Here is a 25,210-nt window from a genome sequence, read left to right on the forward strand (position 1 = left end):
TTAAACGGCGTAACTGCCCCCAATCATAACTGAGTGTAAATCCATGAATAGAAAATACATTGTATTTTGCGTCATTATCGCGGCAGTCATTATTCCTGCAGTGTTAATTTCGGCAAGCATAGTGCCGGGAGAACCCACAGCCGGGGCTGTATATATCGTGTACGGATCAGAAAAAGGCGATCTTTCATATACTGATGCGGCATATAAGGGCCTTTTGGAAGCACAGAACGACTTTGGCATTGTCATAAGGGAATTCACGCCGCTTGATTATGAGAGCCTTCCGGCGATTCTCAAAAACAGCAGCGGAGCTGAGAGGCCCGGTCTGATAATAACGGTTGGATTTCAGTATGCAGACTTTACCCGGGAGTTAGCCGATGAAAACAAAGATATTTTCTTCCTTGCAATTGATCAGTCGGGAATAGGGTCTGAAAATCTCAGGTCGTATGAGATAACATCCTACGGAGACAGTTTCTTATCAGGTGTGCTTGCCGCATCGGCGACAAATACAGGACGTGTTGGCATTATTATGGGGATGCAGTCTGATGTTTTGGATACATTTCTTAGAGGTTATAGTGACGGTGTCTTTTCAATAAACCCGGATGTGACTGTTGAAAATGCATATGTTAACCAAAACTCAACGGAAGGATTCAATGATCCTGAGAAGACCCGCCGGATTGCAGATTTGATGTACCAAAACGGGACAGATGTTCTCTTTATGTGTGCCGGTTACTCCAATATGGGTGCTTTTAATCTGGCTAATGACACTTTGTGTTTGTATATCATCGGCACAGACTCAGACCAGTCCCCACTCGGCCCGGGATTTGTGCTTGCATCAGCGGTAAAGTGGGTGGATACGGTTGTTTATAATGGCATTTCAGAATATCTGGGCGGTTCTTTCACCGGCGGCAATGTTGTTGCCGGGTTAAAAGACGGTGTGAACGGCCTTTTATTCAACCCGAAGTTTGAAGAATATAATAAAACAGTTGGTGCATGGGAGATAACAGCAGAAGAAGAAGAGGCTAAGTATTTGCAGCAGAAGTTGTTTTCATGAATAAAAGCATCACAAAAAATAGTTTAATGAGACAAAAAACCAAAATATCCACAACTCTATGAAAGCTCCTGAACTTCTAGCACCTGCCGGAAACTGGTCAGCGATGAAAACCGCAGTTATTAGCGGCGCGGATGCTGTTTATTTTGGCGTAAAAAATATGAACATGCGTGATAATGCCGGAAACTTTGAGATCAGCGAACTTGAAAAAGTAATGAATTATCTGCATGAGAATAAAAAAGCCGGATATCTGACGCTTAATACAATATATTACAATAACGAACTTCCAAAGTTAAAAACAGTGATTAATACCGCCAAAAACGCAGGAGTTGATGCAGTAATCTGCTGGGATATGGCAGTATTTGAGATGGCAAAAGAGGCGGGTTTGAAAATCCACATATCAACTCAGGCAGGCGTTTCAAATTATAAGGCATTTTCATTTTATGCAAAACTTGGTGCAAAAAGAATTATTCTTGCAAGAGAATGCTCAATTTCTGATATTTCAGAAATCAGTAAACAGTCTTTATCAGACGGGCTTGACTGTGAGATTGAAGCATTTATCCATGGCGCAATGTGTGTGAGCATCTCAGGAAGGTGTTTTTTATCAGAAGCGGTGTTTCTAAAATCAGCCAACCGGGGCAGGTGTATCCAGCCATGCCGGAGGCTCTATAAGATTACAGATGTTGAGGATGAAGAGAATTCATACATTTTAGGGCATGATTATGTCTTAAGCCCAAAAGATCTGTGTTCTATTGAAATACTTCCTGAACTGATTAATGCAGGAATATCATCTTTTAAGATAGAGGGAAGAATAAGACCTCCTGAATATGTAAAAAAGACAGTATCCTGCTACAAAAAAGCATTATCTGCAATAGAGACAGGAACGTATACACCTCTTATGGCTGAAGAGCTAAAAGAGGAGCTGAAAACTGCATATAATCGCGGTTTTTCAAAAGGATTTTACAAAGGCCTTGAAAAAGACTGGATAAGCCCCGGCCCTGATTCAAAAGAATCAAAAGAATATCTTGGCGATGTTGTTAATTATTACAAAAAGGCAGGTGTCGCAGAATTTCTGATACGCTCAGGAAGTCTGAAATTAAAGGATAAAATACTGATTTATGGAAAAACCACTCCTGCGCAGTACACAGTTGTAGAAGAGATTCAGATTAATCATGAATCTGTTAAAGTGGTATCTAAAGGTGAGCGATGCGGTATAAAAATTCCCTCTTTGGTAAGGCCCGGAGATAAGCTGTTTTTAATTAAGGATCTTTAATTAAGATTCTTAAAAATATAAGTTTAGATATTTTACCTGAAGATCGTGGATAATTATCCTGATGATTAAATTAATTTTTTTTGTTAATTGTGTATGAATACTGTGTTATCTCAAAATTATTTAGATGCATTTTTTTTTGTTTTTTTTAAATGTTTTAAAGCTATAAGAAAATTTTCGGTTGAAAAAATTCTTTCTTTTTCAAAAGGAAGAAATATTAACAGACTTAATGAATTGGTATGCAGTCTAAATCAACAGGATTTTTAAGAAACAGCCCAAATATCCGTGCATATAGTGATCTTTTAAGACTGCATTTTGCAATAATCTGGCCTTTGCTTTTCTGTTCCGGAACAATGCTTGCTTTTACAACATATGGCTTTTTTTCATGGACATATCTTATAATCGCCGCTCTCATTGGTCTTTTTGGTTTTGAAGCAGGAATGGTTCTAAACGACTATGTTGACAGATTTTATGACACAAAAGATATTGAAAATAGTATGACAAATTACTGGCGGCCTTTTAAAACACGACCTGTTGCTATGGGTTTAATTCCAGCCAGAAACGGACTCATACTTTTTGTCCTGCTTGCATTAACTGCCTTTTTTCTGTCTCTTCTACTTCCCTTTCCGCATTCTCTGTTTGTTATTCTAATCATGGTTTATTGCAATACAGTAGAGGTTTTTTATCAGGTAAAGAAGCGAAATCAGAAATTTCCTGTTGCCCAGCTTGTAGGGCGGACTGATCTAGCCCTTTTTTTGGTTGCAGGTTATCTTGTTGCCGGAATGCCGGATTTTACAGCCTTTATTTGCTTTCTTTTTTTGTACACATATGCTATCGGGCATCTTGTTGTAAATGATCTTGCGGATCTAAAAAACGATTTTGCCAGAGGTATGAAGACAATTCCAGTGCTTTATGGAGTTAAAAAAGCAGTTATCTGGGTTATAGTCTGCACAGTTCTTAACGGCATTACAATTATATTTTTAGCCTCTTTTCTTGGATTGTTAAGCCAGGCAGGTTTAATATTTGGTTTTATTTTCCTTTTAATTGCAAATCTGATAATTATCCGTGGAAAAGGAAAAGGAGAAAAAGAAAGAGAAGGAGAGGTAAAAGAAAAAGCGAAAGCAATAGCTATCGCAAAATCGGCAATGAAGGCACTGCCTTTATTCCATGTGGCAATGTTTGTTTACTCACTGAGTCTTTTATTTTCATTTGTATAACGTAAGTCTGCCCAGGTGTATCTGGTTGTAGTTAGGCGTGGCCGGATGCATCCTGATTACATATAGCTAATTAAAAAAATATCAAAATACTTCAATTTTAAAAGAAATATTCTGATTTTAACCTGAATATTCAATTTTTAAAAGAAATATTTCAATTTCAAAACAGAGTGCTGATACGGGGATTTGAACCCCGGTCGCCGGCGTGAAAGGCCGGCATGATTGGCCCCTACACTATATCAGCAGGTGAATCATTGCCTGAATGATTGCTCTACTATATTTGCGAGTTTAGAATAAATACGTTTTGATTTGAATTTTTAAAATTAAAATAATGAAGACACCCTATTTTACATTAAATTTTCATTAAACGGCAATCAAAAAAATTGTAAAAGACTCCATATCACCACTTAAAATCCTAAAATAAACAAATTTGCACCAACTGAAGATAAGACAAAAGCAAAATAATATACAAACAAAACTAAACCGAATAAAACTAAGCAGAATTAAACTAAAAAGAACAAAATAATGTCAAAAACCGGATAAAAACTAAAAAGAAGACAATAAAAACAAAAAGAATACAAAAAAACGGATAAGACAAAAGAAGAAGACAATAAAAAAAGAATACAAAAAAACCGGATGAGACAAAAGAAGAAGACAATAAAAAAAGAATCCAAAAACCGGATGAGACAAAAGAAGAAGACAATAAAAAAAGAATCCAAAAACCGGATGAGACAAAAGAAGAAGAGATAAAATGAGATAAATGTCAAAAAAAAGCATCACTGATTTAAAATCAAAATCAAAACAAAAATACTTAGGCGATAAAGGGCTTCTTGCACTAATCATTCTTCTATCTGCATTTGTTCCTCTCTCAACCGATCTTTACCTTCCGGCACTTCCTAAAATGTCAGACTTCTTTCAGGTTTCAGTAACCCTGACAAATCTGACACTGATTTTATTCTTCGTTTTTTTCAGCATAGGGCTACTATTCTGGGGACCTTTAAGCGACAAATACGGCAGAAGGCCGGTTCTTATTGCAGGACTTTCAATCTATATCGCCGCAGGTTTTGCATGTGCGCTTTCATCAGATATCTGGCAATTAATAATTTCAAGAATATTTCAGGCAGTCGGCGGAAGCGCCGCGGCGGCTGTTGCAACAGCGATGGTAAAGGACGTATATGAAGGAAGAAAGCGAGAGTCGGTATTAGCAATAGTTCAGTCAATGGTTGTAATCTCACCTGCATTAGCACCGGTTCTGGGCGCTTTTATGCTTCCCTACACATCATGGCCGGGACTATTTTATGCCCTTGCAGGAATAGGAATCATTTCAATCACCGGCGGAATTTTAATGGAAGAAACCCTTCCAAAATCTTCACGATACAAAGGAACAGTTGCAAAATCAATAACACGACTTGGACATGTATTAAAAAATCCAGGATTTGCGTCACTATTAATTGTATTTTCTCTTGTAAGCACAGCATCGCTTGCATTCATCGCGGATTCTTCATATATATATGTAAATGAATTCGGCTTATCAGAACAATTATTCAGCTTTTATTTTGCAATAAACGCCCTGGCTCTTATAGCAGGGCCGTTTTTATACATCAGACTGTCACGATCATTTTCCAGAAAATCAATAATCAGTTCCGGCTTTATTATTCTTGCACTCGGAGGCACACTTGTCGTAATATTTGGACATATAAGCCCGTTGATATTTACACTTGCCCTGTTTCCTGCATCTCTTATGGGAAGCTGTGTAAGACCATCAGGAGTTTACATGATGCTTGAACAGCAAATGGAGGACAGCGGTTCTGCATCAGCTTTGATAAACTGCTTTGGCCTTGTCTTTGGCAGTTTAGGAATGATTCTTGTATCATTAAATGGAGATAATCTCATTTTAAGTGTTGGCTTAATCAATCTTGCTGTCGGAATTGCCTGTTTTTTTGGCTGGCATCTGATTGGAAGATTCAAAATTACAAAAGACACCGAAGGATTCTCCTGTAATATCAAATGAATCTGACCTTTACATGAAAGTTACGAAGTAAATTTCATGTTAAATCCAAATCCTCAAAATAAAAAACATTCTTAAACCAAAAGAATAACTCCTGAATAAAATTCATTTCTTAGGTTGAAAAAATACTTTTCAGAATAAAATTCATCTCTAAGATGAGAACTTATTATCCAACCTGACTTTGCCACTTGGTCTTTTGAAGTGCATTATTCCCAAAAATATCAAAAATAATCTTTATTGAATTTGACAGTTGGGACATATTTGCATACAAAACATCAATTTATTTTTATAATGCAAAAGTCATTTAGAATTTAAGCCCAAAATGATGCTATTTTTGGTAAAATTTTCAAAAATTCCTGGAACTGTCAAATTTAATTCTTGCACAATACAATGAATTTTAGTGATGTGGCAAACTTAGGATCCAAATTAAAAAAATATTAAGATTTTAAAAATCCTTTCATTAAAAACGTCCATGAAATTATATTTCATGCACCGGTTTCATGTAAGTTACGAAGTAACTTTCATGTAAAATTTCCTGTGAATAATATCCACAGATAAAGGATTTTTTCACTTATAAATTTCTTTGCCTTCATTCTGAGTCTTTGTCTGGAATGCGGCAATAAGCTGGGATGCAACAGGACCCGGCTTTCCAGTACCTATTTTTCTTCCGTCAATTAAAGTAACAGGTGCTATCTCAGCCGCAGAACCGCTTACCAAAACCTCATCAGCTGAGTATAAATCAAAGTACCCAAGGTTTTGTTCACGAACAGGTATCCCAAGTTCTGCAGCAACTTCCAAAAGAACAAGCCTTGTAATGCCTCTTAAATTGTTTAAAGTATGCGGAGTCAGAATAACGCCGTTTTTAACGATGAAGATATTATCTCCTGAACCTTCTGCGATATACCCGTTTGTATCAAAAAAGATTGCCTCATCCCCACCCTTGTAGTTTGCCTCAATCTTTGCAAGAATGTTATTTAAATAATTCAGGCTTTTTACATTTGGCGGCAGTGCATCAGCAGGATTTCGCCTGACAGAAACTGTAATTGCCTTAAGACCTTTCTCATAAAGATCTCCATACATTGCTCCCCAACCGGTCGCAATTACGAATATTGTTGGTTTCTGACACTTTCGTGGATCAAGTCCGAGGTCTCCCACACCTCTTGTGACAACAAGTCTTATATATGCATCTTTAAGTTCATTACGTCTCAGAGTCTCCAAAACAACCTCTTCCATCGCGGATTTGGTCATCCCAATATCCAAATCAATTGTCTTTGCAGAATCATAGAGTCTGTCTAAATGTTCGTTTAATCTGAAAACTCTTCCGTTATATGCTCTTATTCCCTCAAAAACACCGTCTCCATACAAAAGACCGTGATCAAAAACAGATACCTTCGCCTCTTCCTTTGGAAGGTATTCACCGTCCATATAAATTATCATGAAATTTATGTTATCTCTTAAAGATAACTAATTTTTGCTTCTGCAACCGGTTACAAAGTTTTTGATCATCTCAAACGATGCTGTCGGATGTAAGTGTGTGTATGATGCAAGTGTTTTATTTTTAAGCGCCCCGTCAAGATTCTCACGTATGCCAAGCCCGCGTGAGAGCCTGTATGAAAAATGAGTGTCAGAGGGAAGAATTACATCAGTGTGATGAAATTCATGCCCTGAAAACGAAGATTTGCCAAGCGGGCACTTTGAATCCGACTCTCCCTTAACATATCCGATGACACGACGTGTTGGCATTCTTGTCTCCCCGTCAAAAACGCCGGCCATCTCATAACTGACATCTGACTCCAGATTGTTCCAGCCCTTTTTAAGAGTCAGTTTTTTTGTGAGATAAATAAGGCCTCCGCATTCTGCATATATCGGCACATTGTTTTCTGAAACCTCAACAACCGCGTCACGCATCAATGTATTTTTCTCTAAAGCGTCTGCAAACATCTCAGGATAGCCGCCGCCGAAGATATATCCGTCAGCATCAGGCAGTCTGTCATGGACAGGGCTGAACCTTACCACTTCAGCCCCAAGCGCGGGGAGAATCTCAAAGAGGTCGTTATAATAAAAATTAAATGCCTCATCAACGGCAATTCCGATTTTTACATCAGAAGCACTCTTTTTTTCAAACATTAAAGGCTTATTTAAAGGCACAGACTCTTCTTTTGAAAGCTCCAGCAGAGCATCCATATCGATATTCCGCTCAATTATTTCTGCAACTTTATTAACACGGCTTAAAAATTCAGCATCATTTTTTCCCTCAAGAAACGGCACAAGACCAAGATGGCGCATAGTAAGCTTCATCTCTTCACTTCGCGGAATTGCGCCTATAACAGGAATACCGGTTGTTGTCTCAATTGCAGTTTTTGCCTTTTCTTTGTGTTTTTCACTTATAATCTGGTTTAAAATAATACCTTTAATCTTAACATCAGGGTCAAATGCACAAAATCCTTTGACAATTGCGGCGGCACTTCTTGTAATGCTCTGGGCATTTACTACTAAAATCACATTCTGATCAAGCATCTTGGAAACACTTGCAGTCGAACCTGTATCCAGGATTGCATCAGAACCCTCATAAAGTCCCCTTACTCCCTCTATAACTGCAATATCAGCGCCAATACAGGCATTCTGATAAGAGCATAAGATCTGTTCAGGTGTCATTACAAAACTATCTAAGTTTCTGCACATCCTCCCGGTAACGCCTGTTAAATAAGAAGGATCAATATAGTCCATTGCAACCTTAAAAGGCTGGACAACATTATCACGTGATAGAGCGGCACATATTCCCAGAGTAATACTTGTTTTTCCGCTTCCTGATCTGTCACCAGATATCAGAAGACTTTTCATTTAAAACTCCTAAGAACATCACCAAATTCACTTGGAACTATCTTTTTGACACCAAGTGTTTTTGGATGAAGATCCACTTCAACAACAACATGGGTATGCCCGAATTCCTTTAAAGGTTCAACCTGCCGGGGACCATTTGTAACCGAAAATACCTCAATTCCTTTTAAATACTCCGGCGGAATTGCATGAGGAACACCTGCTATAAGTGCAAAGTCAGGCTTTAATTCTTTTATTGCTTCACCAAGCCTTTCTCCGTTTGCACCGTATTCATCAAGAGCACCAATATACAAAGCATCCACTCCGGCGTTTTTTAACCCATCAGCAATGTTTTTGGCATCTCTCCTGACCTTTAACAACCCTCTGTCAGAAAGATTTGCAATATATTTTATATCAGCGTCAGGGCAGGTCTCTTTAAGCGCTGTCAGAGCATCTGCAAACATATAGGCAGTCTCTTTTTTTGCATTCATTATAGCAATGCCCTTTTGTCCGGATTTTATACATTCAACAAGCCTTTTTGCAACAAGGTGTTTTAGATCACCTCTTTGCGGCTGTACATAGGGTTTGTATGCGGCGCCCCTTAGCCGCTCAACCATATTTGCGGCAGAAAGAAGCTCTTTTTGCCTGTCCAGTTCGGTTTCACTTATCCAGCCCGCATCAGCCGCGGGTTTTAATGCGGCTATAACACCGTCAATGTTTTCCCTAAATCCTGCATGAATATCAACTGCAATTGTCGGTGTTTTAATTCCCGAATCCTCAATTGCCGCTTCCATATCCTCACCGATAATCATCGAAACACATGTTCCGACAACAGCCATTCTCTTTGGTTTAAACTCCTCTTCAGCATATTTCAAAACTTTTTCCAAAACAGCCTGTCCGCCGAAGATAAACTCATTATCACCAAGCGATGTTGTAAGGACTCGTAATCCGTCCTCTTCAAGAAGTCTTGCATGCTTAAAAGAGCATCCTGACGGTCCGTGCAGGATTGCGACCTCAACACCAAGGTCTCTTACTGTATAAAGACCTGCAACAATGGAGCTTGGTCGCGGCTGAATATATTCCATATCTTATTACCTCCATGTTTTAACACAAAGAACTATGCTGTTTAAGTCAGAGTCCTCTGTTACATCAATAGCTTTTTTTTTCCCGGATTTTAAGTCTTTTTCAAAATAAATGGGAATATCGCTGAAATTTTTATCATTTATATCTTTTAGAGAATCTCCAACAATTATTGCACATTGTGGTTTTATCTCATTTATTGCAAAAGCCACATCGTCCAAACTAAATCCTTCACAGATATTTTCAGCTTCTATTCCTATGACAAGTGTCAGTTCTAATTTTTTTGATTTCTCATCTGATTTATCATCCGATATTTTATCTGATATTTGATTTGACTTTTTTCCGGATAATTTACGGGCATGAAGAGCCGCCATAACTGCAGTCATTTTGTTTGCGCCGCTGTTAGAATTGTCAATTATAAGCCTTTGTCCATCTTTTGAAACAGACATTCTGCCCTCGACCGGAATGAAATTAAAAAGACGGGCAGGGTTTTTTCCAAGAATGCACCCTAAAGCCGCGGCAGTAATCAAAGCCTCTTTATAACCTTCAACCAATAAAAGCGGATTTGAAAAGGAGCCCTTGATATTAATCCCATCTTCGTCATAGTATGAATATGAACATTTATCTCCATCAAGACTTACAAAATCCTCAGCAGAAACAGCATTTTTCATACAGGATTTCACGGTTTTGGAAACACCCGGGGCTAAAAGAACCTTTCTGCACTTCTTTAGTGATTTAATCTTTTCATCAAGAGCACTTTTCTTTTTGCCGGCAATCGGATAATCCTCAGAAGATGTCAATATGCAGATATCTGAAAATCCGGAGACTCCAAGTGATTCTTCACAAACAAGCCACCTTTCTTCATTAAAGGCAAGAAGTGCCGGGTTTATTGCTGATGCCGGAGTGATGCTTTTTTTGTATAAAATTTCATCCTCAGGAATTTTTACTGTTCCTTTTGATGTATGAAGAATGCCTTTTTTGGGCAATACATATGTAAGTGCAAATGCAGTTGTAGTCTTTCCCCTTGCGCCTGTTATTTCAATGCTAAGATGCGGTTTTCTGCCTAAAATTTTATTCTTACATTCGCTATCAGGGATTTTTTCAATAGCCTTTTTGTTGTTTTTATATTCAAAACCTCCACAAAATGAGCCATCAATAATCATTCCTACAGCTTTATGATGGGAAATTACAGGAGTATTTGAACAGTTTAAAAGAGTATAATCAGGAGAAGTGTGAACCGGTGCTATAATCAGATCATAAATTTTATTTTGGGCATTTTTTTTTGCAGTTTCTACTGAAATTCCACATTCATGCCTGTAAATGTCAACCACATCACACTTATGGCCTAAAATTTCAAGGTGATGTGCAATCTCTAATCCGCCGTGAATTGCGTCAAGCACCAGTATGTACATAAAAAAGATAATTTAATCAGAGATATTCATCAAATGCCTGCTTTGCGCTGGCAATCATCAAATCGGCAAGCATAGGGTTGTCGCCAATCGGGTTTGCAAACACAAGAGGGACAGTTCCGTTTTTGGCTTCAAATGTTCCTTTATGCCCGCCTTCCTCAATTCCAAGAATGCCCGGGATATCAACATCAATATGAACACCTCTTGCAAGGAACAGAGGAACTACAACCATTGATTCAAGTTCATCTTTTTTGAACTCTTCAAGAATTTCCGGAATTGAAGGGGTGCTGTTCTCCATAAATCCGCATCTAACAATATAACCGCTTTCCTTTTCTGAAATTAACTTTGCAGTTTTTTCAATAAGCTGTTTGTTGTATGGTTTTGTACTGCCGTGACCGACAAGTAAGAATCCAATCTTTGCCATATCATACAATGTACAACAATTATCAATAAAATAATTACCGATTCTTTTTTGACATTTAAAATGTTATAATTAATGGCTAATGAGTGATTTTGAAAGAGATATAGTGCACTGCCTTAATGATTTTTTTGAAACCAAAAATCTAAAAGGATATGCTTACAGACTGAAACAATCCAAATTCAACACACAATATGTGGATGTTTTGGTTGACTCTCTTGATCCGCGCTATTATCTTGCAATAGAATGTAAATCAATAAAAGGAAAAAAAATTTATTTTTCACAGCATTTTCATCAGGACAAGGATAATGTCCACCAGATTGACGCCATTTGGGATTTTACCAATAAAACCGGCAGAAAAGGTTTTTTAGCAGTCGAATTTAAGGGAGGACGAGGATGTTCCAATCAGGCATACCTTTTATCCTGGTCTGAAATTATGAAAATACGTGAAAGTAAACCGGGAATCTCATTTGATGATTTCCAGAAAGGTATCGAGCTTAAGAGATGTTCAGGAGGGTATGAGCTTTTAAATTTATACCCAAAGGAATTAGATAGTTTATTACAAACAGATACGGAAGAATGATGGATTCAGATTCCAGGTACGAACTACGAATTAATAATCGTACAGTAAAAACACCAATCGCCCTTGCTTCAATGGCAGGTATAACAGATGCCTCTTATGCAATGTCTATAAAAGACTATATCGGCATTGCATTTATAGGAGGATATTCAATAGACGAGCCTTCTATGAATGCCAGTATTAAGATGGAAGAAGAAGGTCGTCAGGAATTTAAATATGACGATCCGGCAGAAGAATTAAAAAAACAGGTTTCAAAATTTACAGGAACCGATGTTATACCAGGCATTAATCTTCGCGGAACAAAACCTGAAGCTTTTTTAAGTATTTATTCTGCACTGGGAAACAGCGTAATATATGAAATAGATGCACATTGCCGCCAGGAGCCTATGATAAACGCCGGTGCAGGAGAATACCTATTGAAAAACACCGACACCTTATCAGATATAATAAGGGCGCTTAAGGAAGCAGGTGCCACAGTCTCCGTTAAAATACGTGCCGGTGTCAATGACGATGATGCAGAATTATCACGTATTATCTGGAAGGCAGGCGCTGATATTATCCATGTTGATTTGATGGATTTCGGGCATGAAAAAATCCGTCAGATAAGAAACAGTTGTCCTTTGATGATAATTGCCAATAATTCAATGGATACCTATGATAAGGTAAAGGACATGTTTTCTCACGGCGCTGATATGATTTCGCTTGCGAGAAATTCAGATCCTAAGACATTAGAGAGTCTTTTTGTCTCAATTGAAGATTATGCTGATGAGTCCGGCTGGTACAATTCACCAAAACAGCTGTGCCGCGGCGGAGACATCCGAAGCCTTACATTCTGCTGTATGCCTGTTAAGCAGTGTGCTTTAATTCCGGCTCTGAAAAGAATAGGCATGTCTCCAAAGGAATTTAATGACTTAAAACTTTCACTTGTAAAAGATACTCCGCTTGCATCCGGCGACAGCACATGCTTTGGAAGCCTTGCATGGTGCTGTAAGAGCTCGACTCCCTGTATGTTTCGCGACATGTCGCTAAAGCGTGTGGGCCTTTCACATTCAGAGTATATGCGGCTTAAACACCATCTCTCCAAAGAGATCATGAAAAAAGTATTTGATGAAAAAAATGAAGCATAAATGCCTTAGTGAGCTTGCACAGATTGCGATGATGCTTGAGGTCTGTGCAGAGACTAAGCCTGGTAATGTTGACAGACGTCATGATTATGACGATACCTGGCTTGAGCATTTTTTAGCTTCTGCAATTTTAGTTAAACCTGCATTTGAAAAGGCTGAAAATTTTTACGAATACTCTGAAAATTTTTCTTCTGACTCATTATTTTTTTCAGATTCAGTATCTTATACCAGATCTGTTGATGAAAAATCCCCTCATATTAAAACCGATAATACAATTAATGCTCCCTCTTTCAATATTCCCTCTCTTGCAGAGGATGAAAAAAAAGGAGGACTTGGCAGTCTTATATATGAGGCAGTCTCTCTTACAAATACTCACTCAGGTGGAAACACCCATTTTGGAGCTTTTATTTTACTGATTCCCTTAATAGCCGGAGGAGGAATCACAGGTGCAACAGAGTTGGTTAAAAGTACATCTGTTTTTGATGCAGTTTTGTTTTATCAGGCATTTTCGCTTACAAGTGTTCGTATGAATGATTCTGATGATATGGATGTCTCTGATCCAAAATCGGTTGAAATACTTCGCGAGAAAAAAATGACTCTTTATGATGTTATGGAATATTCATCAAAATGCGATATGGTTTCGAATGAGTGGATATCAGGATTTAAACTTACAAGAAAAACAGCAGACTTTTTATTAAACTCCGGCAGGGGAAAAAACGCAATTTCTGATGCTTACATGAAACTTTTAGCAGAAAATGAAGATACTTTTGTTGCGAAAAAATTAGGTGCTGATGCGTCTTTGTGGACAATGAAAACTGCAGGTAAAGTATTATCGGGTGAAATTTCGGTTGAAGAATTTGACCGGATATGTCTTTCAAAAGGTATAAATCCGGGCTCGACTGCTGATATTATTATCGCAGGAATATTTATCGCACTTATTGAGGGCTGGAAATGGGACATTTAGGCGAATATATTTTAGGAGAAGGCATAAACGAGATTATTGCAACGACATTTTCGGTTGAAAAAATCACGGAAAAAAATTCTCCTGCCACTTCTCCCGACAATCCTAATATGGTTTACAGGCCAAATGCCGCTCCGATAGGAATTATCAGCCGCGGCGGGCCTTTGAAGACAGTTCTTTTCAGGGGGTCGCACACTCTGGAGAATGTGCTTGGGACAAAATTGCTGACGGCGAATTTTGTATTTGATCCGGTTTTGTATGTGAAGACTGCCTTTGAGGATTTATCAGATGATTTTTTTGTTAAAGAGTCATTTGAGGATATTTCTTTTTTCAGGCTTAAAGACGCCGAGGCCTGCATTCTTTTCAAGGCAGAGCTTTTAACGGCAACACATGAGTCCTGCATCTTTGAACTCTCACCCTTAACTGAGATGGTTTTTGATGTTATGCTCCATCCTGTAAACCGCGGCTTTAACTGCATAATAGATGCAACTGTTCATGCAACACGCTATGTGATGAACCACTCTTCCGAGTTAAAGGCAATTATAGATTATGACATTGGAATTGCCAAGAAGTGCGGCGGCGATAAGGAGCGTGAGGCTGTTTCTCTTTTGAAAGAATATCTTGAACAGTAAAACAATTTTTTAAAACAGGAATTGGGTTTGGTTTTTTGAAGAAAAATGTTAAATTCATGTATTTTCTTGATTTAGAACTTGTTATAATAGCTATGATAAATACTGATTAAAATTGCAAAAGCTAAAAATAAAAATTTATTTAATTTAGTTGGTTGTTGCTACAACCTGTGATGAACCGTCAGTAAATATTGCTGTGAATGTCACAGGTCCGTCAGCTTTTGGAGCTGTTGTAGTTCCAAATGCACCTACTTTTATAATTACAGCAGGAGTTCCTGAAGGACCATCTGTGGAGTTGTCACCTTCAGATCCTACTCCATTTGTCCATTCAATTGCTGTTATTTTACTAACATCTGCGCCGGCAAAGACAGTGTATGTGACATTTCCATCTGCATTTGTTCCTGTTTTTACTGTAACATCCTTCTGTGCGCTTGTTTCAAGATCGCCTGCAAGACCAAACACAAATACTGCAATTACTGCTGCTAAAATAACAGTGATTGCGACCATGAGGATAACACCGATAACCGGTGATACTGCCTCTTCATTTTCTGTAAATCTCATTTAAATCACCTAAAATGCGTGTGTACCACTAAAAGGTCCACGCAATCTAATAAGTTTAACATCATTATATCCCATTCTCATATTTAAATACATTGTGAGTCATTTTGAAAATATACTGATACAGATAATATAATGTATTTGCACGAAATATTATTTCAAAAATCACCCCCACGAGAAATAAAAGATTGCTGAATAATTTCTAAATAATTAATGAGATTTTACAAAAATATAAAAAAAACAGATGTCTGATGAAATTTTTCATCTAAATCATTCTTTTTTTGTAAATCACAACGAGATTTTCATAATAAAACCTCATTAAAAACCTGCATGATGCCAACGATATCACATAGAAAGAATGAAAAATCGTTTTGGAATTCTGAATTTCATAACATGCCCGAAAACCCAAATATTACCAATGGTCATCACACCAAAAACAATGAAAGTCCTAAGCTTTAATCTTAAATCCTAACCTGACTTTGCCAGTGCAAAATAATAAGTGTGTTCTTAGTTAAGTTTGAATTGACCAAAATGCAGACCAAACTAAGAACCTATGAAATTGTGCCGAATGAAAATATATCCTTTCCTATTGGTACCATATCAGCAATTTATAGATTATACAACATCCTGAATTTCTCTGATATTATTGGAAAACATAAGCGCAATGGAATTGACATCAACAAATTAGTCAAAGCACTTGTTAGTTACAAACTGAGTAAGAACTTCAGTATTAAAAAAGCTCATGAATGGATTAACAGGGACGAAGTTCTTGAAATATTTGATCTGGAATCATTTAGTGAAAGAACCCTTTACAGAGTACTTGAAGCAATTGGCGATAACAGGATCCTAAGTCTTAATTTTCTTGATTTTTGACTTTTAGAGCAAATAAATAACAACAAATAAATAACAACAAATGAATTTAAAATCCAAAAAAATATAAGTATACTTTAAAAATATAAGTTTCTTTTTAACTAAGAGTTTACTTAAAAATAGGAGTTTATTTTTGAATTATAAGGTTACTTTATAAATAATGTGAAATGATCTCCCTTATCAGTAATTTCTATATCAGGCACAAGTGCTTCTATGAAACTTTTAACATAAACAGCGCTTATTCCTGAATCTGAAATACCTTCTGAAAAACAACTCTTCATCTCTTTTTTAATCATTATTTTTTTCATACCATTTTCTTTCTCAGTCTCGTAAATCATACCCGAAACCAACAAAACACCCTCAAGAATTGTACTCATCTCCATCATGGAGTGCATTCTTCTTAAGATTTCCTCAGCATCCTTTTTCCCGATATCAGCAACTATTTTTTCTATCTTTTGAATTACAGAAGTATCGTGGTCCTGTATCAGCCGGTTTAATATTTCTCCAGACCTGTCTGCAGGCTTCCAGTCACGCGAAAGTTTTAAAAGCTGCCAGTCTCGTGCAAAGGAGCGGGTATCAGCCATTAGCTCTTACCCCCTTACAATCGAATATATTATAACGCATATTCCTATGATGATTAAAAGTCGGGAGAAAAGCGCTGACCAGAACTGCCAGAATATATCTGCCGCTAAAATCCCTGTAATATCCGGAAGAACAACACCTATAATCAGAATAAAAAGACCGTAAATCAAAAGAAGCAGGCTTTTTTGCTTAAGTGTTTTGTATGCATCAAAAAGATAAATTATAAGCGCCGCACCAAGTCCAAGAGTAATTATAGCAAGAATGTGCTGCAAAACTTCAATATCCATGTAAATCGTACTCCTCCATATTCCAAAACTGCTCTTTTACTTTCTTAACAGTCAAAATCGGTTTTATCTCTCTGACTCCTGAAAGCTCACTTAAAGGTATCAGAATATCAGATTTAAGCTCGGCAATCTCATGAACACGCACTTTCGCTATAAAATCACTTGGTTCAAGAGTTTCATAGACTTCCAACACATGATCCATTCTTAAAAGATAGTGCTCAACATCAGGTTTTTGAAGAGGATCAACAGCGATTGTCAAAAAAACAATAATTGAATTCTTGAAAAATTCGGGATTAACAACAATTGTAAAACGCTGAATAATACCACTGGATCTTAACTTTTCAATCCTCTTAAAAACTGTTGAGGGGGCAATATTAAGCTTCTTCCCCAACTCTGCCATAGACGTTCTGCCGTCTTTTGCAAGTTCACTCAAAATCGAATTATCAACTTTATCCAACATCTTACCAGTTTTCTTAATTCTGATTTTTTGGGATATAATTGTTATTATTTGATAAAAATAGATTTATTGGAAGAGGATTTATGCTATGCCGCCCGCTTTTGGAAATAAAAGCATGTTTTATAGCCGAATTGATAAATATTTTAGCCTCCCTGCATGCATCCTCAATGCAAAGTCCCTTTGAAAGTCCGGCTGTCACTGCTGAAGAAAGAGAACACCCCGAACCATGAACATCATAAGGCATCCTCTCAGCAGAAAATCTGATAATTCCTGATTCAGACAATAAAAGGTCTTCTGAGACTTTACCTCCCATATGTCCGCCTTTTAAAAGAACATTTCCGGCACCCATATCAAGGATAATTTTTCCCGCCGCTATCAGATCCTCAGTATCTTCGATTCTGTCAAATCCTGAAAGTGCACATGATTCAGGGATATTAGGAGTAATAAGCGTAGATTTGGAAACTAAAAAATTCTTTAACGCATTAAATGCGCTGTCATCCGAAAGAGCTTTTCCGCTCGTTGAAACAATCACCGGATCAAGGACAAAAGGCACATCGTCCGGGAGGCAATCAGATACTACTTTTATGACATCAGATGACGGAAGCATTCCGCACTTAAAAGCTGAAATATTAAAATCTTCCATTACTGCTTCCATCTGACAGGCTACAGCACTGTTGTTCATATTCCATATACCCTTAACAGATTCGGGGTTTTGTGCCGTAACTGCGGTTATAACCGAACATCCCCATACACCAAGTGCCGCAAATGTCTTCAAATCAGCCTGAATCCCTGCGCCTCCACCCGAATCAGAACCGGCAATAGTGCATGCACAGGGCATATGTGAGAAATTCATACCTCATCATATCTTCTTAATTCATGTTGAAATTAATCAAAGAAATATTACAATATAAAAAAATCACAATTTGAAAATAAAAAATTAAAAAATACACAATATGAAAAAAATTTACAAACAAAATTCAGCACCTTTTTTTGTATATGACAGGCAACAATAATGTATGGATGTCGAAGAATTCGCACGGCGTGGTCTTGCTACAGGTGCGGATGAAGAAGCTGTAATAAAACGGCTTGTTGAAAATATACTTGAAATAAAAAAATGTACTCCTGAATATGCATCCGAATTTGCAAAAGCTGTAATTTTGGAGGTCAAAAATTCTTCAGGACACACAGGCGACTACTTTGATTATCAAAAATCAGGTGTGCGAATGGGAGAATTCGGTGTAGGCTCAAGAGGAACAGGAGATTTTTTTGCCCACCGCCAGTTTCCAAAGATTATTGGCAAAAGCAATGCCAGTGTCGGTGTTGACGAGATGGATGACGCAGGTGTTGTAGAAGCAAACGGACAATATATCATAACAACTGTTGACGGAATGCACTCAAGGCTCTCAGACTTTCCATTTCTTGCAGGGTTTCATGTAACACGTGCTACACTAAGAGATGCATATGTAATGGGTGCTAAACCTGTTGCACTCATATCTGACATTCATGTCGCAGATGACGGAGATGTCGCAAAGATATTTGATTATACCGCAGGAATCTCCGTTGTAAGTGATATGATGAACATCCCGCTCGTTTCAGGATCAACTCTTAGGATCGGCGGCGACATGGTAATAGGAGAACGGATGACCGGCTGTGTCGGCTGTGTAGGTGTTGCAAATCATTTAACGAAAAGATCATCAACAAAACCCGGCGATGTTCTTCTAATGACAACAGGTGCAGGCGGAGGAACGATTGCAACCGCTGCAATTTATTCAGGATTCTCCGAAGTTGTAGAAAAAACAATCAATCTGTCATTTTTAAAAGCATGCGAAGCGCTTTTGATAAGTGATGTCCTAAACGAAATTCACTCAATGACAGATGTCACAAACGGAGGTCTTAGAGGTGATGTCTATGAGATGGCAGAAACAGCAAAATGCCGCATAGTAATCGAAGAGGAGAACTTAAGAAGTCTTGTAGAGCCTGAGGTCTTAAAAATGCTTGATGCACTTGAGATTGACTACCTTGGAGTTTCACTTGATGCACTCCTTGTTGTAGCACCGCCTGATGTGGCAGAAGATATTATTAAAGTTGTCTCAGAAGCAGGCGTTTTAATGAAAAAAATAGGATATGTCACAGAAGGTCCTTCTGATTCAAAACTGCTTGTTAACGGAGAGTTAAAAGACTTTGTTCCGGCTTTCAGGGAGTCTGCATATACTCCGGTCAAAAAAGTGGCAGACAAACCTGAACTCAACTTCGAAGAGATGAAATTGCGTGTGCAAGCCGCGGCCGATGCCGCAGTAGAGAAGAAAATACGGGTAATTGAGCATTTAAAGAAGAATTTATCATAACAAAATAACTTTAATCAATAATCTATACTTTTAGAGAAAAACATGTTGGGATTTAGATGATACTTTTACATGAGGCATTTTTTTTCATGAAAATTTTTGTAAAAGCAAAAAAATTTATTTAATAGATCTTTATTTCTGTTGTATGTGGGTTTTATACCACATTTATATCATATTTATATCGTTTTTATACAGGTTTTATACAGGTTTTATTATTCCGGCTTTTTTCCACTGGCACATATATTAAAAGCAAGATAGGGAAATTTGTCCTCTACAATAGGCTCAATTTTTTTGGTTATCGAATAAAGAGGCGGTTTTAAATCAACATGGGCAAAAGAGCGTCTCTCTACAGAAACGTCAACAAATCCTGCATCTGAAAAAAGCCCGTATAATTCATCCTCTGAGTAGTAATGCTCACCAAAACTGCCACAGCCAACTCTTGAAACCTTTAATTTCTCACCTATCTTATAAGCCGCAGGAACAATTGCCGTAAAGATATTTCTCCCAAGTGTACAAAGAGAAATTGCGCCGCCCGGCTTTAACACCCGAAATGCATCCTCAAGCATATAATCCGGATTCTGAAGGTATGAAAATGCAAGAATGCTTGAAATGCAGTCAAATGACTCATCCCTAAATGGCAGTTTTTCAGCATTTCCCACAGCAACCTCAGAATCATTTCTTAATTTAGCTTTTTTAAGCATACCTGAACTGATATCAATCCCAATTACCTCACCGCCGGTTTTGAGATAATTACGCATGAAAAGGCCGGTGCCACAACCAAGGTCAAGAAGTTTTGCACCTTTTGGAAGGTTTTTTGAAACATTTGTACATATATGGCCGTAATATATTCTGCCCTGTCTCTGATCATACTGGTTGTCATAAACATCAGCAACCTGATCGTAATGGGTCGCAACTTTAGTCAGTTAAATACCTCCGCAATAATTCTTGCAAGCAGTGCGTTAATCTGGATAAATTCATTACCTGCACTGCAAAGCTTATAGTCTGCATCTGAAAGAGCAATTGCAATGCGCTTATCATTATATTCGCGCCTTGCAGCTTTTGAGAGTTCTTTTATTACTTCATCTCCGGACAGACCGTAATCTATCATGAGCATCTCAGCAATTTCACAGGACTTTCTTAATTCATTTCGCATAAGAGATGAAAAAAGCGATGTCGAAATATCTGTAGTTTCAGAACCGGTAATTTCTGATGAATCAAGGACACCATCATTTAAAACTGTAATCTGAAGATATGTAATGGCCTTTCTGCAGTCGCCCTTTGAGATTTCAGCAATTATTTCAAGATCATCATCAGATACAACTCCGGGCAGTACACCCTCTTTTTGAAGAATATCTTTTAAAATTAAAATAATATCTGAAGTTTCAACCGGCGCGAAGAACAGCGGGAGGCACCTTGATGCAATAGCAGGAATAATTGCAGTCTGTTGCCTTGAAATAAGAATAAACCTGCAGGTACTACTGTACCTCTCCATTATCCTCCTTAGAGCCGCCTGTGCATCAAATGAAAGTTCACCTGCATCCTCAAAGACAATAATCTTGAAATCAGCATCAAACGGCTTCATAGAAGCATACCATTTCACAATATGCTTAAAATTGTTGATTACACTCTCATCCTTCTGGTATAAATGGCTGAATTTCTCCTCACTCTCAAGCCATGCCCTGCCCTGATTAAATAGTGTTCCTGCCGGAATTATGCTTAAATTAATTCCTGAATCTTCACTATAAAGCTCTCTTGCAAGGCATTCCATTGAAACACTCTTTCCTGTTCCATGAGGGCCAAAAAAAAGCATATGAGGTATGTTTTTATCCTCGGCAAATCTGCGGATATGATTAATTACCTCTTTTTGCCCGTATATATCCTCAAACTTTTCAGGCCTGTACTTTTCTATCCAAAGCATCTGACAGATTCTCCAAAATGTCTTTTACCGCATTATCCAGTATGTCTTTATTCTGTATTTTTTTATCTGAAAAATCACAGGCCAGTCTGTTTATCTCATCTTCACCGAGACTTTTGCAGGCATTTGTGATAGTTAAAAGGGCTCTTGTAAGTTCATCAACAATTGTAAGCGAAGCAGTTTTGGCAGTTCTTGAAAGCGGATTTAAATCAATCGCAATTACTGTCTTTCCCATACTGACAAGAGCTTCGCACCTGTCGCCGTCTTCTAATGGAACCAAAATTACATCTGAAGAGTAAATCCCGTCAACACTGCAAAGCGCCCTGTCATGTGAGAGAGGCAAAAGGCGTTTAATCTCGCCCTTGTGAACCAAAACTCCCTTTTCTTCCAGAAGTCTTGTAATTTTTTCAATCCTCTCTTCTGTTCTGTGAAATAAATTTACCTCAACAAGTGCACCTGTTGCCTGCTGAAAATCCTTAATTAAATCCGCCGCAAGTGCCGCTGTGTTTCCATTGACTGACAGAACAGGTTTTTTGGCAGTTAAAAATAAAGCGGCGGCAGTTTTTTCTGCTAATTCAGCGCTTTTTGTAGTCTTTTCACCAATAAGATAGTCAAACGCTTCTCCTCTCCCATGAGCTCCAACGCCCTCCATTGCAACAATTCCGGCCAATGCCGCATTTGCAATATTTTCTCTTCTGACAAGCGAGTGATAACGGGGATGATCTTTAGGTATCATGTTACTCTCTTCTGTTTCTGAATGAAAAACCTGAATCTGACATTTTCATCAGATATACTTCTCCAAATTTTGAAAGGATTGCAGGAGCTTTTTCTCCGTAGGCAAACACTCCTTCACCAAGCATGGTCATAGAAGCAGGAATTTCTCTTAAACTGCATTCATTAAGAACTTCTCTTACCCTTTCTGATACAAGGCCTGATCTCTCTGCAAACTCACGGGATGCCTTAAAGAAATCCTCAGGAGTATCCGGACAGATTTCATTATATGCAGATGATATTTTTTCCATTATATATTTGTCTTTTAGAATCTTATCAGTTGCCAGAGGACCAAAACTGATTGCAGAAATGGTCTTGTCCATATCATACCTTCTGATAATCTCACCGGCCATTCCCGGGCTTTTACGGCAGATATATCCGCCGCCGGTGCATGCCGAAACATCTCCAAGACCTGATTTGAATTTTATTTCGGTTTCATAAGCAATTTGTGCAATCTCCTCATCGCAGATATCAAGGCTGTAAAGTTCATTAACAGCCTTTATTGATGAAAGAAGCGAGGCCGCACTCAGTCCAAAACCCGCACCAACCGGAAGAATGGTTTTAGTTGTGATTTGAGCAGAAATTCCTAATTTTAAAAGTGCATACTCAATCGGAGGAGAGCCGACATCACAAGAAATTAAATTCCCTGTCCTGTCAATTCTGCAAACATTTATGACAGTTTCATCAGCTTTTATGGCTTCTGAAAAAACACCCTCACTTATTACAATCCCTCCGCCGATACTCCCGGAAAAACTGTTTTCACTCCCGGTTTTTTTAAACCACCCGGATATATGCCCGGGACAAAATGCTAAAGAAGTTTCATCCATATCGCTTTTGCTACCTCTTCCTTATCCCCGCTGATTTCGGTTTTTTCCGCCTTTGTGCATAAAATATATTTTCCCGTCTTTGCACCCATTGTTTCAGGAGCATTTGCGGCTACCATAAAAACACCGCGATTAAGCATATCTTCTGCTTTTAAAACCGAATCCTCACCAAGTTTAAATGCCACAACAATGCCGCTGAAATTTAAAAGAACTTCATCAAGAATCTTTGGAAGAGGATTTAATTTTATGCAGATCTCCTCTCCGCTTGGAATTTTTCCATCAGATGCATCGGGTTTGTAATCAGAAACCGCCGCGGCACTTATATAATAGTCGTATCTCTGAGATTTAATAGCAAAAAGAACAGCTTCTCTCATATCCTCTGCACTTTCAGTTTTAATGTTTTCAACCAGAGGCACATCATCCCCGCTGTGAACAAGTGTTACAAAAGCTCCAAGCCTGTATGCCTCAAGTGCAGTCAAAACACCCATTCTTCCTGATGAACGCGAAGTCATAATTCTCACATCATCAATCTTTTCCCTGCAGGGTCCGGCTGTCACCAGGACTTTTTTTCCAAAAAGAGGCTTATCCCCTGCCTCTCTTTCAACCGCGGCTACAATCTCGTCATTCGATGCAAACTTTGCCTTATTCTCAGATAAATATGGATCTACAAAAACAATTCCCCATCGTTTCAGTTTTTCAATACTCTCTGTAACAGCAGGATGGCGGTACATGCTCTCATGCATTGCCGGCGCAATCACAACAGGCATGCCCCTTCCAATAGCAGTTGTCGCAAAGGTTGTAACCGGTGTGTCATCAATTCCTCCGGCAATTTTACAGATTGTATTTGCTGTTGCAGGCGCAATTAACAAAACATCTCCCAATCCTCCGATTCCGCAGAATTTCACATGCTCAATCATTCCGGAAATCTTTGTAATTGTCTCATTGTCGCATGCATACGTTAGAGCATCGGGATTTATTATTCCACACGCGGCACTGCTCATTACACCATATACCTCTGCCCCTTTTCTCCTAAGCGCTCTCGCAAGCTTAATATCCTCTACAGCGGCAATACTTCCTGTTACCGCAAGCACAATTTTTTTACCTTTTAAAGTCTGCATATTACCGCTCATAATAAAACCACATCCTGCACAACATGCCATTTATGAGGTGCATACTTTTTTACTCTGTGTAACGAAATATCCGGCTTAAACCCTGCTATTTTACATTCTTTTGATATTTTAGCAGAGATATCATTTATACTATGGACATGAAGAGTTGAATTTCTTTTCATGTGTGACAAAATATCCGGAAGCATAGAATATGACTCAAAATGACCCATAAAAGCCCTGTCATACTCCCCCTTCAAAAGATCCCTGCAGTCTCCACATTCAGAGATAACATTCTCTTCAACTCTGTTTTTTTCAATGTTTCTCTTAAGGAATAAAAAAGAATCCGGATTTATCTCCATTGCATGAATATCTGCTCCTGAAACAGCGGCAGGAATTGTAAAATATCCGATTCCGGCGAACATATCTGCAATACGTTCCCCTTTTTTCACAATTTCTGCAATCCGCCTCTTCTCCTCACGGTTTCCCATTGCAAACATAACTTTTGACGGATCGAAGATAAAGAAACACCCGTTCTCTTTTAAGCAAATTTCTTTGGGTTTTCCATAAAGCACATTTATCTTTGGAATTCTTCTGACACCCTCATAACTGTGGATATGAAGAATGCACGACGGGTTTTCCCAGCGGATAAGTTCATCCAAATCCTTCTTGTCAGGAACGTCACCATGAAAAATTGCGATATCACCGGCCATATGATAACCGCGCCCAAGGTAGCCCTTTTTTTTATCCAGTATGCAGTCAAAAAAAAAGCCATCCTTTACAGGAATCCATGCAGTATCTCCCTTAACATAAGGCCGCCTGTTTATGTCCACCCAGTCCTCTTTGGTTACGCTTTTCAAACATTCTTTTGGCATAACTCTCGTGCGCATTGAAACAAACTCCCGGTATATCAGATGACAGACATTTCTCTATAAACATTTCA

Annotated in this window: 26 protein-coding genes and 1 tRNA gene; 10 read left to right on the forward strand and 17 right to left on the reverse strand. The window is 38.2% G+C overall.

All coding sequences use genetic code 11. The annotated features are described in order from the left end of the window. Positions 1-43: 43 nt before the first annotated feature. From L1994_RS05890 to L1994_RS05900, 3 genes are all read left to right on the forward strand, one after another. Positions 44-1,051, forward strand: a complete 1,008-nt coding sequence (locus tag L1994_RS05890; protein WP_278100749.1) for a BMP family lipoprotein — start codon at positions 44-46, stop codon at positions 1,049-1,051. A gap of 58 nt (positions 1,052-1,109) precedes the next feature. Beyond that, entirely contained in the window at positions 1,110-2,321 is a 1,212-nt protein-coding gene (locus tag L1994_RS05895) for a U32 family peptidase (protein WP_278100750.1), read from the forward strand. Between the two features lie 236 nt (positions 2,322-2,557). Continuing rightward, a complete protein-coding gene (locus L1994_RS05900) occupies positions 2,558-3,535 on the forward strand; it encodes a UbiA family prenyltransferase (protein WP_278100751.1) in 978 nt (325 codons plus the stop codon). A 168-nt stretch (positions 3,536-3,703) separates the two neighbouring features. Here the strand turns inward: L1994_RS05900 and L1994_RS05905 are convergent. Beyond that, positions 3,704-3,776, reverse strand: a tRNA-Glu gene (locus tag L1994_RS05905). A 516-nt stretch (positions 3,777-4,292) separates the two neighbouring features. Here L1994_RS05905 and L1994_RS05910 point away from each other — a divergent pair. Then, positions 4,293-5,543 (forward strand): multidrug effflux MFS transporter, encoded by a 1,251-nt coding sequence (locus L1994_RS05910; RefSeq protein ID WP_278100752.1) that lies wholly within the window; start codon positions 4,293-4,295, stop codon positions 5,541-5,543. A gap of 564 nt (positions 5,544-6,107) precedes the next feature. Here the strand turns inward: L1994_RS05910 and ilvE are convergent. The 5 genes from ilvE to cfbA are packed head-to-tail and all read right to left on the reverse strand — an operon-like array spanning position 6,108 to position 11,270. Next, positions 6,108-6,977, reverse strand: a complete 870-nt coding sequence (gene ilvE / locus L1994_RS05915) for a branched-chain-amino-acid transaminase (RefSeq protein ID WP_278100753.1) — start codon at positions 6,975-6,977, stop codon at positions 6,108-6,110. Between the two features lie 27 nt (positions 6,978-7,004). Further along, entirely contained in the window at positions 7,005-8,381 is a 1,377-nt protein-coding gene (gene cfbB, locus L1994_RS05920) for a Ni-sirohydrochlorin a,c-diamide synthase (RefSeq protein WP_278100754.1), read from the reverse strand. Continuing rightward, a complete protein-coding gene (gene cfbD, locus L1994_RS05925) occupies positions 8,378-9,442 on the reverse strand; it encodes a Ni-sirohydrochlorin a,c-diamide reductive cyclase catalytic subunit (protein ID WP_278100755.1) in 1,065 nt (354 codons plus the stop codon). Before cfbD ends, cfbB begins: the two co-directional genes overlap by 4 nt. A gap of 6 nt (positions 9,443-9,448) precedes the next feature. After that, positions 9,449-10,849: a coenzyme F430 synthase gene (locus tag L1994_RS05930; RefSeq protein ID WP_278100756.1), complete on the reverse strand. Its 1,401-nt coding sequence runs from the start codon at positions 10,847-10,849 to the stop codon at positions 9,449-9,451. Positions 10,850-10,865: 16 nt separating this feature from the next. Continuing rightward, positions 10,866-11,270 (reverse strand): sirohydrochlorin nickelochelatase, encoded by a 405-nt coding sequence (gene cfbA / locus L1994_RS05935; RefSeq protein WP_278100757.1) that lies wholly within the window; start codon positions 11,268-11,270, stop codon positions 10,866-10,868. 79 nt (positions 11,271-11,349) lie between these two features. Here cfbA and L1994_RS05940 point away from each other — a divergent pair, with 79 nt between their 5' ends. Genes L1994_RS05940 through L1994_RS05955 form a run of 4 tightly spaced genes read left to right on the forward strand, consistent with a single transcriptional unit; the run spans position 11,350 to position 14,561 of the window. Then, a complete protein-coding gene (locus tag L1994_RS05940; protein WP_278100758.1) occupies positions 11,350-11,847 on the forward strand; it encodes a Holliday junction resolvase in 498 nt (165 codons plus the stop codon). After that, positions 11,844-12,971 (forward strand): methanogenesis marker 9 domain-containing protein, encoded by a 1,128-nt coding sequence (locus L1994_RS05945; RefSeq protein ID WP_278100759.1) that lies wholly within the window; start codon positions 11,844-11,846, stop codon positions 12,969-12,971. Before L1994_RS05940 ends, L1994_RS05945 begins: the two co-directional genes overlap by 4 nt. Beyond that, positions 12,961-13,932 carry a triphosphoribosyl-dephospho-CoA synthase gene (locus L1994_RS05950; protein WP_278100760.1) on the forward strand — a complete coding sequence of 324 codons (972 nt, stop codon included), beginning with the start codon at positions 12,961-12,963 and terminating at the stop codon, positions 13,930-13,932. The genes L1994_RS05945 and L1994_RS05950 overlap by 11 nt, the downstream gene beginning before the upstream one ends. After that, positions 13,920-14,561, forward strand: a complete 642-nt coding sequence (locus L1994_RS05955) for a DUF447 domain-containing protein (protein WP_278100761.1) — start codon at positions 13,920-13,922, stop codon at positions 14,559-14,561. Before L1994_RS05950 ends, L1994_RS05955 begins: the two co-directional genes overlap by 13 nt. 144 nt (positions 14,562-14,705) lie before the next feature. Here the strand turns inward: L1994_RS05955 and L1994_RS05960 are convergent, their stop codons facing one another. Beyond that, complete coding sequence (locus L1994_RS05960) at positions 14,706-15,119, reverse strand: type IV pilin N-terminal domain-containing protein (protein WP_278100762.1); 414 nt, start codon at positions 15,117-15,119, stop codon at positions 14,706-14,708. A gap of 528 nt (positions 15,120-15,647) precedes the next feature. On the opposite strand from L1994_RS05960, the gene L1994_RS05965 reads away from it, so the two are divergent. Continuing rightward, a complete protein-coding gene (locus tag L1994_RS05965; protein ID WP_278100763.1) occupies positions 15,648-15,989 on the forward strand; it encodes a hypothetical protein in 342 nt (113 codons plus the stop codon). 143 nt (positions 15,990-16,132) lie between these two features. On the opposite strand, the gene L1994_RS05970 is transcribed toward L1994_RS05965, so the two are convergent. The 4 genes from L1994_RS05970 to thiD are packed head-to-tail and all read right to left on the reverse strand — an operon-like array spanning position 16,133 to position 18,162. Continuing rightward, entirely contained in the window at positions 16,133-16,570 is a 438-nt protein-coding gene (locus tag L1994_RS05970) for a hypothetical protein (RefSeq protein WP_278100764.1), read from the reverse strand. Positions 16,571-16,576: 6 nt separating this feature from the next. After that, positions 16,577-16,855, reverse strand: coding sequence for a hypothetical protein (locus tag L1994_RS05975; RefSeq protein ID WP_278100765.1), 279 nt, complete (start codon positions 16,853-16,855; stop codon positions 16,577-16,579). Beyond that, positions 16,845-17,312 (reverse strand): Lrp/AsnC family transcriptional regulator, encoded by a 468-nt coding sequence (locus tag L1994_RS05980; RefSeq protein ID WP_278100766.1) that lies wholly within the window; start codon positions 17,310-17,312, stop codon positions 16,845-16,847. Before L1994_RS05980 ends, L1994_RS05975 begins: the two co-directional genes overlap by 11 nt. Before the next feature lie 13 nt (positions 17,313-17,325). Next, positions 17,326-18,162 carry a bifunctional hydroxymethylpyrimidine kinase/phosphomethylpyrimidine kinase gene (gene thiD / locus L1994_RS05985; protein ID WP_278100767.1) on the reverse strand — a complete coding sequence of 279 codons (837 nt, stop codon included), beginning with the start codon at positions 18,160-18,162 and terminating at the stop codon, positions 17,326-17,328. A 163-nt stretch (positions 18,163-18,325) separates the two neighbouring features. Between thiD and L1994_RS05990 the strand changes: the two genes are divergently transcribed. Next, entirely contained in the window at positions 18,326-19,654 is a 1,329-nt protein-coding gene (locus tag L1994_RS05990; protein ID WP_278100768.1) for an AIR synthase-related protein, read from the forward strand. A gap of 209 nt (positions 19,655-19,863) precedes the next feature. Here L1994_RS05990 and L1994_RS05995 read toward each other — a convergent pair whose 3' ends face one another. The 6 genes from L1994_RS05995 to L1994_RS06020 are packed head-to-tail and all read right to left on the reverse strand — an operon-like array spanning position 19,864 to position 25,157. Continuing rightward, complete coding sequence (locus tag L1994_RS05995; RefSeq protein ID WP_278100811.1) at positions 19,864-20,574, reverse strand: class I SAM-dependent methyltransferase; 711 nt, start codon at positions 20,572-20,574, stop codon at positions 19,864-19,866. Continuing rightward, positions 20,571-21,569 (reverse strand): AAA family ATPase, encoded by a 999-nt coding sequence (locus L1994_RS06000; RefSeq protein WP_278100769.1) that lies wholly within the window; start codon positions 21,567-21,569, stop codon positions 20,571-20,573. The genes L1994_RS05995 and L1994_RS06000 overlap by 4 nt, the downstream gene beginning before the upstream one ends. After that, a complete protein-coding gene (locus L1994_RS06005) occupies positions 21,541-22,302 on the reverse strand; it encodes a 4-phosphopantoate--beta-alanine ligase (RefSeq protein WP_278100770.1) in 762 nt (253 codons plus the stop codon). Before L1994_RS06005 ends, L1994_RS06000 begins: the two co-directional genes overlap by 29 nt. 1 nt (position 22,303) lies before the next feature. Then, positions 22,304-23,164, reverse strand: a complete 861-nt coding sequence (locus tag L1994_RS06010; RefSeq protein WP_278100771.1) for a pantoate kinase — start codon at positions 23,162-23,164, stop codon at positions 22,304-22,306. Next, positions 23,146-24,291 (reverse strand): bifunctional phosphopantothenoylcysteine decarboxylase/phosphopantothenate--cysteine ligase CoaBC, encoded by a 1,146-nt coding sequence (gene coaBC, locus L1994_RS06015; RefSeq protein ID WP_278100772.1) that lies wholly within the window; start codon positions 24,289-24,291, stop codon positions 23,146-23,148. The genes L1994_RS06010 and coaBC overlap by 19 nt, the downstream gene beginning before the upstream one ends. Then, positions 24,288-25,157: a class I SAM-dependent methyltransferase gene (locus tag L1994_RS06020; protein WP_278100773.1), complete on the reverse strand. Its 870-nt coding sequence runs from the start codon at positions 25,155-25,157 to the stop codon at positions 24,288-24,290. Before L1994_RS06020 ends, coaBC begins: the two co-directional genes overlap by 4 nt. Between the last annotated feature and the right edge of the window lie 53 nt (positions 25,158-25,210).

Source organism: Methanomicrobium antiquum (genome assembly GCF_029633915.1).
Classification (GTDB): Archaea; Halobacteriota; Methanomicrobia; order Methanomicrobiales; family Methanomicrobiaceae; genus Methanomicrobium; species Methanomicrobium antiquum.